This window comes from Streptomyces sp. NPDC096136 (assembly GCF_044763325.1).
Taxonomy (GTDB): Bacteria; Actinomycetota; Actinomycetes; order Streptomycetales; family Streptomycetaceae; genus Streptomyces.
Genome location: NZ_JBIWFZ010000032.1, coordinates 53,816 through 60,956 on the forward strand (window position 1 = coordinate 53,816; position 7,141 = coordinate 60,956).

Annotated in this window: 7 protein-coding genes and 1 pseudogene; 4 read left to right on the forward strand and 4 right to left on the reverse strand. The window is 71.6% G+C overall.

Features of this window, described 5'->3' with window-relative positions:
* Window positions 1-176: 176 nt before the first annotated feature.
* The 4 genes from ACIRBY_RS36690 to ACIRBY_RS36705 all read left to right on the forward strand — a co-directional run bounded on the left by ACIRBY_RS36690 (window position 177) and on the right by ACIRBY_RS36705 (window position 3,278).
* Complete coding sequence (locus ACIRBY_RS36690) at window positions 177-1,187, forward strand: polyprenyl synthetase family protein (RefSeq protein ID WP_403909092.1); 1,011 nt, start codon at window positions 177-179, stop codon at window positions 1,185-1,187.
* 227 nt (window positions 1,188-1,414) lie between these two features.
* Window positions 1,415-2,629, forward strand: coding sequence for an outer membrane lipoprotein carrier protein LolA (locus tag ACIRBY_RS36695; protein WP_403909095.1), 1,215 nt, complete (start codon window positions 1,415-1,417; stop codon window positions 2,627-2,629).
* A gap of 59 nt (window positions 2,630-2,688) precedes the next feature.
* Entirely contained in the window at window positions 2,689-2,892 is a 204-nt protein-coding gene (locus ACIRBY_RS36700) for a ribbon-helix-helix domain-containing protein (RefSeq protein WP_237293031.1), read from the forward strand.
* Window positions 2,889-3,278, forward strand: coding sequence for a hypothetical protein (locus ACIRBY_RS36705; protein WP_366455699.1), 390 nt, complete (start codon window positions 2,889-2,891; stop codon window positions 3,276-3,278). The genes ACIRBY_RS36700 and ACIRBY_RS36705 overlap by 4 nt, the downstream gene beginning before the upstream one ends.
* Here ACIRBY_RS36705 and ACIRBY_RS36710 read toward each other — a convergent pair.
* From ACIRBY_RS36710 to ACIRBY_RS36725, 4 genes and pseudogenes are all read right to left on the reverse strand, one after another.
* On the reverse strand, window positions 3,268-4,608 hold the full coding sequence (locus tag ACIRBY_RS36710) for a M28 family metallopeptidase (RefSeq protein ID WP_403909099.1): 1,341 nt from the start codon (window positions 4,606-4,608) through the stop codon (window positions 3,268-3,270). The genes ACIRBY_RS36705 and ACIRBY_RS36710 overlap by 11 nt on opposite strands.
* Window positions 4,609-4,845: 237 nt before the next feature.
* Window positions 4,846-5,826 (reverse strand): EamA family transporter RarD, encoded by a 981-nt coding sequence (gene rarD / locus ACIRBY_RS36715; protein WP_403909102.1) that lies wholly within the window; start codon window positions 5,824-5,826, stop codon window positions 4,846-4,848.
* Window positions 5,827-5,948: 122 nt separating this feature from the next.
* Complete coding sequence (locus ACIRBY_RS36720; RefSeq protein ID WP_403909105.1) at window positions 5,949-6,803, reverse strand: SDR family oxidoreductase; 855 nt, start codon at window positions 6,801-6,803, stop codon at window positions 5,949-5,951.
* Window positions 6,804-6,964: 161 nt separating this feature from the next.
* Window positions 6,965-7,141: pseudogene (locus ACIRBY_RS36725) on the reverse strand (2-oxoacid:ferredoxin oxidoreductase subunit beta); the annotation flags it as partial.

Below are 7,141 nucleotides of genomic sequence, written 5' to 3' on the forward strand. Positions count from 1 at the left end.
ATACCGGTGTGCATCGGGCGGTGCGCGCGCGTCCGCCGGAGGACCTCCGGGCGGCTGCCGGGCAGGTGCTCTGCGTGATCGAAAACAGACCCGATACGCTGGCTTGAGTGATGGCAGCGACACATTGACAATCCATGTGATCGTCATCGGATCGTCAGCAGACAGGAGTACCCCTCGTGACCGTCGTCGGGCCGTTCGGACTGAGCGTGCGGGACCAGGCTCTTGAGGCCGATGTCCAGGCCGGACTGGCCGCTGTCGAAGCGGGTCTGCTGGAGGCCACCAAGAGCGAAGTCCCCTTCATCACCGAGGCCGCGCAGCACCTGGTGCGCGCCGGGGGCAAGCGGTTCCGGCCGCTGCTGGTGATGCTGGCGGCGCAGTTCGGTGACCCCTACGCGCCCGGCATCGTGCCCTCCGCGGTGGTCGTGGAGCTGACGCACCTGGCCACGCTCTACCACGACGACGTCATGGACGAGGCGGACGTGCGCCGCGGGGTCGAGAGCGCGAACGCCCGCTGGGGCAACTCCGTGGCCGTCCTGACGGGTGACTTCCTGTTCGCCCGTGCGTCGCACATCCTCGCGGACCTCGGGCCGGAGGCCGTGCGCATCCAGGCGGAGGCCTTCGAGCGGCTGGTGACGGGCCAGATCCTGGAGACGGCCGGTCCGCGCGACGGCCGCGACCCCGTCGCCCACTACCTGGACGTCATCGCCGGCAAGACCGGCTCGCTGATCGCCGTGTCCGGCCGCTTCGGCGCGCTGATGTCCGGGGCCGACGAGTCGGTGGTGGACATCCTGACCCAGTACGGCGAGCGCCTCGGCACCGCCTTCCAGCTGGCCGACGACGTCCTCGACATCGCCTCCGACTCGCACGAGTCGGGCAAGACCCCGGGAACCGACCTGCGCGAGGGCATCCCGACGCTGCCCGTGCTGCGGCTGCGGGAGGCGGCCGAGCGCGAGGGCCGCGCGGAGGACCTGGAGCTGGTGCGCCTGCTGGACGGGGACCTCACGGACGACGCCCGGCACGCCGAGGTGCTCGCCCGGCTGCGGGTGCACCCCGCGCTGGAGCAGGCCCGCCGCGACACGATCCAGTACGCCCAGGACGCGCGCGCCATGCTGGCCCCGCTGCCCGACTGCTTCGCGAAGTCGGCCCTGGAGGAGCTGTGCGACGCGGTGGTCCACCGCGCGGGCTGACCTCCGGCGCCACGCCGTGTGGAACGGGCCCCTCTGCCCCCGCGACCCCTACGGGTCGGGGCGGAGGGGCCCTTCCCGTGTCATCCCACGGTCGTACGCGGAGTTGATCCCGGGGACTGACGCCCCCGGGCCGCCGTTTTGGTGAGATGGATCCATCGAAACCCCACCGGATCGGGTGAGTGCGGCGACAACGGTCGCCGCCCTGGACAAGAGGGCAGGGCTCAGAGATGGCAGCGAACACGAAGACCTCGCGCAAGGCCGCGCGGTACGCCGTACCGGTCGCGGTGGCGGGGGTCGCCGCGGCGACCGCCGCCATGGTCCCGGCCTTCGCCAACGCCGGCGGTCCGGACCTTCCCAAGGTGACGGCGCAGCAGCTGATCGAGAAGGTCGCGGCCTCCGACGTGCAGCAGCTCTCCGGCAGCGCGCGGATCACCACCGACCTGGGCCTGCCCACCCTGGCCTCCGGGCTGCTGGGCGGCGCCGGGGTGACGGGCGGCTCCGCCAACCCGGAGGACAAGATCGCGCAGCTGGCCAACGGCACGCACACCCTGCGCGTCGCGGCCGACGGCCCGGACCGCCAGAAGCTCACGTTCCTGGACGGCAAGGACGAGTACACCCTCGTCCACAACGGCACCGACGTCTGGGGCTACGACAGCAAGTCCAACGAGGCCTTCCACGACAAGGCCGACCGCTCCGGCCAGGACCACAAGACGGCCGACCGGCTCGCGGCCTCACCGCAGCAGGCCGCCCAGGAGATCCTGAAGAACGCCGGCCCGACCACCGACATCAGCGTGGGCGAGACCGCCCAGATCGCCGGGCGCGACGCCTACCAGCTGGTGCTGAAGCCCAAGCAGAGCGGCTCGACGGTCGGGTCCGTCCAGATCGCGGTCGACGCCAAGAACGGCGTGCCGCTGCGGGTCCAGCTGCTGTCGAGCCAGGGCGGCAAGCCGATCGTCGAAGCCGGCTTCACCCAGGTGGACTTCGGCAAGCCGGCCGCCGACTCCTTCGCCTTCACCCCGCCCAAGGGCGCCAAGGTCACCGAGGGCGCGGACGGCAAGGCCGCCAAGGGCGGCAAGAACGGCGCGAACGGCAAGGACGACGAGCGCTTCAAGGCGCTGGAGTCCCTGCCCGGCTTCGGCGGACTGGCCGGCGGGCCGCAGGGCAAGGGCGACGTGAAGATGCTCGGCGAGGGCTGGTCGACGGTCGCGCGGATCGACTCCGGCGCGGGCAAGGGCCTCGGGGACATCGAGAACGACAAGAACGCCCCCAAGGAGGCCAAGCAGTTCCTCAACTCCCTCGGGGACAAGGTCCACGGGAAGTTCGGCGAAGGCCGGATCCTGTCGACCCGCCTGGTCAACGCGCTGATCACGGACGACGGCAAGGTCTACGTCGGCGCGGTCACCAAGGACCAGCTGGTGAAGGCGGCCGACTCCGCCCAGTAGCCGCCACCCCTGTGCCGTTCCCCTCCTGCGTACAGCGCGGCCGCTGTACCGTGAGGGACATGTCGAGACACGTCACCATCCGCCTGGACGAAGAGTTCCACGACCGCCTCAAGGCGCGAGCGGCGGCGCTGGGGACGACGGTCACCGCGCTGATCACCGAGGTCACCGAACGCGAACTCGACGAGGACCGGAAGAACTTCCTTTCCGGGATAGAGGAGTTCGCGGACCACTGGGGCTACTTCCAGGAGCGGTTCGGCCATTGAAGATCACCATGGAGTGGGCCTGGACCGCACTGGCCCACCATCTGCCGTCGGATCCCGCCGTATGGGACCCCTCCGGGGTGGCCGCCGCCGTCGCCAGGCACCAGAACGACCTGGTGCTGGTGCCCGAGCAGCCCGCCCCCGACACCGCGTGGCGGGCCGCCGCGTTCCTGCACACCCTCGCCGTCTGCCCGGCGCTGGAGTCCCCGATGAACGAGTTCTACGCGGCCGCCGCGACCCGCTCGTACCTGCGGGTGGCCGGTGCGCGGCAGCTGCCCTCGCCCGAGGAGCTCGGCGACCTGGTGGAGGACGCGAAGCTAGGCCGCGCGGACGTCTCCGCGGTCGCGCAGCAGCTCCGCGCCCTCATCCAGGAACCGGTCAGAAGGTGATCTTCCAGCTGTTGATGTAGCCGGTGTCCTGCGCCGCCACGTCCTTGACCTGGAGCTTCCAGACCCCGTTGGCCACCTCGCCGGACGCGTTCACCGTGTAGCTCGCGACCACGTTGGCGCCGGAGTCCGAGCTGGAGTTCTTCAGCCGGTACGCCGTCCCGTCCGGGGCGATCAGGTCGATCACCAGGTCACCGCGGTAGGTGTGGACGATGTTCACGTCGACCTTGGTGGTGGCCGGGGCGTTGCCGCTCACGCCGGAGACCGTGACCGGCGAGGTCACCGCGGCGCCGGGGGAGTCCGGGATGTTCACGTCCGCGGTGTTCTCGAACGACGGGCCCGGCGGGACCGGGACGGCCGCCCCGAGGTTCCAGATCGCGTAGGCGATGGCGTCGGAGTTGCGGTCCAGGGCGGTGTCGTTGATGTTCGCCGAGGTGTCGCAGGAGGAGTGGTAGCAGGCGTCGAAGGCCTTGCCGGAGGTGCCGCCCCACTTCTGGGCCTGCGCCGCCGTCTTCGTGTAGTCGGCGCCGGAGAACAGGCCGCCGACCGGGATGCCCGCGTTCTTGAACGGGGCGTGGTCGGAGCGGCCGTCGCCCTCGGTCTCGATCTCCGTGGGTATGTTCAGGCCCGCGAAGTACGTCTTGAAGGTCTGCTCGATGGTCGGGTCGTCGTCGTAGACGAAGTAGCCCGGGTTCGGCGAGCCGATCATGTCGAAGTTCAGGTAGCCGGAGATCTTCGACTTCTCCGCCGCCGGCAGGCTGTTCACGTAGTACTGCGAGCCGACCAGGCCCAGCTCCTCCGCGCCCCACCAGCCGAAGCGCAGGTGCTTGGTGGGCTGGAGCTGCGCGCGCGAGACGGCCAGCGCCGCCTCCAGTACGGCCGCCGAGCCGGAGCCGTTGTCGTTGATGCCGGGGCCGGCGGTCACCGAGTCCAGGTGGGAGCCGGTCATCAGGACCGAGCCCGGGTCCCCGCCAGGCCAGTCGGCGATCAGGTTGTAGCCGGTGGCGCCGCTGGAGGTGAAGGTCTGGAGCGTGGTGGTGAAGCCGGCAGCGTCCAGCTTGCCCTTCACGTAGTCGATCGACGCCTTGTAGCCGGCCCGGCCGTGGGCGCGGTTGCCGCCGTTGGCGGCGGCGATCGACTGGAACTGCGACAGGTGCGCCTTGACGTTCGCCAGCGGGATGTCGGGCGGCGTCGGCGCGGCTGCGGCGGCGGTGGTGGTGGTGGCCGGCGCGGCGGGCGCGGCGGCGAGCGCGGCGGGGGCGGTGGTGGCGAACAGGCCGGCGACCGCGATCGCGGTCACGGCGGTCAGGCGCCGGGAGACGGACGGGCTCATGTGGGGGCTCCGGGATTCCGTGGGGGATGAACCGTCGGGGGATACGACGGAACGCGTGGGAATCGTGCAGGTGAGCATTGGTGCGTCTGTGCGAGCCTGATGTTCAGCGAGAGCGTGACTGACCGTCAAGGGCGCAATCCGGTCAAGGTCGTTCGGAATACGGACGATCCCCGGTACGGGGGTCCGTACCGGGGATCGCGGGGTGTATGGGGCCCGGGGGGCGGGCCGGGGGGGCCGCTAAGCGGGTTCGCGGCTCGGCGCCGTCGCGGAACCGGGGGCCGCGGCGGCCGCCGCCTCCCCGGCCTCGGCGCCGGCCCGGGCCAGCCGGGCCCGGGAGCGGCGGGAGTTGCGCAGCGCGTCCCAGGTCAGCACGACCAGTGCCACCCAGACCAGGCCGAAGCCCGCCCAGCGCTCGGGCGGCATCGCCTCGTGGAAGTAGACGACGCCGAGGGCGAACTGGAACACCGGCGCCAGGTACTGGAGCAGCCCCAGCGTGGACAGCGGCACCCGGATCGCGGCGGCTCCGAAGCAGATCAGCGGGATCGCGGTGACCAGCCCCGTCGACGCCAGCAGCGCGGAGTGTCCGAGCCCCTGTGAGGTGAAGGTGGAGCGCCCCTCCATCCCCAGCCACAGCAGGTAGCCGAGCGCGGGCAGGAACAGCAGGGCCGTCTCGGCGGTCAGCGACTCCAGGCCGCCCATGTCGAGCTTCTTCTTGATCAGCCCGTACGTGGCGAAGGAGCAGGCCAGCGCCAGCGAGATCCACGGCGGCCGGCCGTAGCCGACGGCCAGCACCACGACGGCGGCGAGGCCGACCCCGACCGCCGCCCACTGGGCCCGGCGCAGCCGCTCGCCGAGGACCAGCACGCCGAGCGCGATGGTGACGAGCGGGTTGATGAAGTAGCCGAGGCTGGCCTCGACGACATGGCCGTTGTTGACCGACCAGATGTACAGGCCCCAGTTCACGCTGATCACGGACGCGGCCAGCGCGGTCAGCCCCAGCTTGCGGGGTTGGCGGACCAGCTCGGCGATCCAGCTCCAGCGCCGCAGCGCGAGGAGCGCGACCGCGACCACCGCCAGCGACCAGACCATGCGGTGCGCCAGGATCTCGATCGCCCCGGACGGCATGAGCAGCGGCCAGAACAGGGGGACCAGCCCCCACATCCCGTACGCGCCGAATCCGTAGAGCAAACCCGTGCGCTGCTCGTTCTCCGCCTTCACGGGACCTCCAGTGCGACTTCCGGCCAATCTCACAACCTCACGAAGGTATCGCCGGACGGGGCTGCTGTCATGCCCGTTTCGGCGAGATACTCATGACACTGCGGAGTCGCCGCCGGTCGCCCTCAGGCCAGGGCGGCCGTGATGGCCTCGGCCACCGGGGTCGTGGGGCGTCCGATCAGGCGGGCCAGGTCGCCGCTGGTCCCGGCCAGCCGGCCGCGCGAGATCGCCGCGTCGACGTCGACGAGGATCGCCGCGAAGCCCTCGGGCACCCCGGCGCCGGTCAGCACGGCCAGGTGGGCGTCGCCCGGAACCGCGGAGTACGCGACCTCGCGCCCGGACTGCCGCGCGACCTCGGCGGCGTATTCGGCCAGGCTCCAGGCGGCGTCCCCGGAGAGCTCGTAGACCCGGTTCAGGTGGCCCTCGCCGGTCAGTACCGCGGCGGCGGCCGCCGCGTAGTCGGCCCGCGCCGCGGAGGCGATCCGGCCCTCGCCCGCGCTGCCGACGACCGCGCCGTGTTCGAGGACGACGGGGAGCTGTGCGGTGTAGTTCTCGTGGTACCAGCCGTTGCGCAGGAAGGTGTAGGGCAGGCCGGAGTCGAGGATCGCCTGCTCGGTGGTCTTGTGCTCGGCGGCCAGCTCGAAGTCGGCCTCGGGTCCGCCGAGGATCCCGGTGTAGGCGAGCTGGGCGACCCCGGCGGCCTCCGCGGCCTTGATCACGGCGGTGTGCTGCGGGACGCGGCGCCCGACCTCGTTGCCCGAGATCAGCAGGACCCGGTCGCCGGCCCGGAAGGCGCCGGCCAGGCTCGCGGGGTCGTCGTAGTCGGCGACCCGTACCTCGATGCCGCGGGCGGCCAGGTCGGCGGCCTTCTCCTCGCTGCGTACGACGACGGCCAGCCCGGCGGCGGGGACCCGGGTCAGCAGGTCCTCGACGACGAGGCGGCCGAGGGCTCCGGTGGCTCCGGTGACGACGATGCTCATGATGCGCTCCTGTGGTGGGTGCGGGTACTCCACTATCGTACAGAAAGCGCTAACTTTTAGAAAGTGGCTCCGGGCGGCTGCGTGGTGGGGGGCGGTACGGCGAAGCCCGGACCCCGTGGAACGGGGTCCGGGCTTCGTGGGTGCCGTCGGCCTGTGCCGGCTCAGCCGACCACGGTCCAGGTGTCGCTGCCGGTGAGCAGCGTCCCCAGGTCCCCCTTGCCGCGCTGGTCGACCGCCTTCTCCAGCTGTTCGGCCATGAGGGTGTCGTAGACGGGGCGTCGGGTGTTGCGGAAGACGCCGATGGGGGTGTGGTGGAGGGTGTCGGGGTCGGCGAGGCG

Excerpts from the sequence above, each read along its gene's own strand:
- ACIRBY_RS36700 (WP_237293031.1), top strand. The coding sequence starts at position 2,689 with ATGTCGAGACACGTCACCATCCGCCTGGACGAAGAGTTCCACGACCGC.
- ACIRBY_RS36695 (WP_403909095.1), top strand. The coding sequence starts at position 1,415 with ATGGCAGCGAACACGAAGACCTCGCGCAAGGCCGCGCGGTACGCCGTA.
- ACIRBY_RS36720 (WP_403909105.1), bottom strand. The coding sequence starts at position 6,803 with ATGAGCATCGTCGTCACCGGAGCCACCGGAGCCCTCGGCCGCCTCGTC.
- ACIRBY_RS36710 (WP_403909099.1), bottom strand. The coding sequence starts at position 4,608 with ATGAGCCCGTCCGTCTCCCGGCGCCTGACCGCCGTGACCGCGATCGCG.